Source organism: Deltaproteobacteria bacterium (assembly GCA_003194485.1).
Classification (GTDB): Bacteria; Desulfobacterota; Dissulfuribacteria; order Dissulfuribacterales; family UBA3076; genus UBA3076.
Map to the genome: position 1 here is coordinate 34,314 of PQXD01000007.1, position 2,152 is coordinate 36,465.

Genomic DNA, 2,152 nt, shown 5'->3' on the forward strand with positions numbered 1-2,152 from the left:
AGGAGCGGTTTGCCTTTTGCAGGGTTTCGATCGCGGGCCGGATTGCACTGCCTCTCCGGTCTGCGATGAGTGAGCTTTGAAACCCGGAAAAAGGTAACCGCTCCAAGGCAGGATATAACGGGTTCACTGAATATTCACGTTTGAAGGTTAATGAATGACCGCATCCTCGAAAATATTCCCCTGTTGAAGTTGCATTACAGGGATTGATTAGTGTACCTAATTTCTGAGAAAAAGAAACGGGATCAAGGAGGGACATCATGAAAGAAAAGGAGAGGAGGAATGGAAGCTCTCAGGCGAAACCGGCGGGCAGCCATGGATCTATTACGCCTTGAAGTGGAGATGCTCCGGCTCAGTAGTATGTAAATCTTGGAGCAAGAATGGAAGCATTTGACAATAATCATGACGTGCAGGACATAGCGGCCCGAATGTTCGAGGCACTTGCGCGGTGTTTTCCCATATGTTCAGTCAGTGATGAGTTTCATTATTTCCCTCAGGTACAGTCACTGAAAGAAGACTGGTCCAGATGGGATGATTTTTCACAGGAGGCAGTGGAGGAGATCGCTGATAAGCTCCTGGCCTGGGAAGAGGATCTGGCGCGACTGGCAAAAAACATGTCCGGTCAAGATACACTTATTGATATCTCCATGCTTTGCCAGGTCGCGCAGACCGTTCGCGAGCAGCTTACCGAGGTCCGTTTTCATGAAACACAGCCCACTCTTTATCTCACTATTGCCTGCGTTGGACTGGCTGATGCACTGGATCAAGACCCTGCCGCATGGGAAGACCGCGTAAGGGGTCTTCCTGCCTTTTTGGACAAGGCCCGCATGAATCTCGTTCATATTCCTTCCCTGTTCCGTGATCTCGGCCTTGAGATGGCCGGAGCTACAAGGTCATGGCTTTCTTCTATCAGGCACATTCGATCCGGGCTCAAGCCCGTTCTCATGGCTCTTGAGGGTTTTGAAGACCATCTCCGCCGGATATCCATCTGCGATAATTTTCTCCTCGCCCCTGAGCTGCTTGAGCGCATTGTCTGCAACCACATGGGCTGTGCCGCCGGAATGGAAGATGTCCGGGAGGAACTTGAGCATGAAATCCGGGAAACACAGGAGATTATGAGTGAAGAAGCACGCCGTCTGGACCCGGGGCACTCCTGGCAGGAGATATATAAATCTATCCCTCTGCCATCCCTGCCCGAGGACGGACTTGTCGGTCTGTATCACGATGCAGTGCTCGAACTCGGGCAGCACTGCCTGGAGCAGGGACTTGTCTCGACAGACCTTTTCAGTTCCTGCCCGGTCCGGGTGGAGCCGGTTCCGTTTTACCTCTCTGCTATCCGGAGCGCCGCAGCCTATAGCATACCTCCCGGGCATCCTCCCTGCGGCGGCACATTCTTCATCCTTGATGTCGATGACCCTGAGAAGCTGCAGGAGATCCTTCAGCCCGACTGGCGCATGCTCACAGCCCATGAGACCTATCCGGGTCATCACCTCCTGGACGCATCCCGCTGGAACCTGAAAAAGGCCTTGCGACGGCCTATTGAGTTTCCTCTTTACTACGAGGGATGGGCCTGCTTTGCCGAGGAATTGCTGTCACATACCGGATACTTCAAGGGGCCTGCAGACCGCCTTCTCCTTGCCAGAAGGCGCTTTTGGCGGGCTGTTCGCGGCAGGGTGGACCTTGACATTCAAACCGGAATGGATTTATTCACTGCGGCATGCCTTCTTGAACAGGCAGGTATGAGCAAAAACCAGGCAGCATCAGTCGTGCGCAAATACGCATTGAAGCCCGGATATCAGCTTTGTTATACTATAGGCCGGCGGCGATTTCGTGATATCTACGAGCGGTTCGGCAGAGACGGCCCTCGAGACTTTACGCAAAAGGTATTACCCTTGGGCGAGATCGGCTTTGGTAATCTTGAGAAGGTACTGTCTAAATAAATCATACTTTTAAATAGGCAATGGATTTTTATGACTATTATGACTATTGAGTTAGCTCCGCTTCGATATATAGTCTTTGATTATTGGATAATCATCCCTTGTCCCTCCAATGCTCTCGTCCCTTGTTTTCTGAGACTTTTGCAGCATGGGACCCTCCCTGTTCTCCTCCGCTGCGCTCCGGAGCCAGGGTTTCCCGTACTGCAAAAGCCAGGAAA

At 52.0% G+C, this 2,152-nt stretch carries 1 protein-coding gene; it reads left to right on the forward strand.

Going from position 1 to position 2,152, the window contains the following annotated elements; genetic code table 11:
• Positions 1–377: 377 nt before the first annotated feature.
• Positions 378–1,937 (forward strand): hypothetical protein, encoded by a 1,560-nt coding sequence (locus C4B57_05465; protein ID PXF54781.1) that lies wholly within the window; start codon positions 378–380, stop codon positions 1,935–1,937.
• Positions 1,938–2,152: the final 215 nt, after the last annotated feature.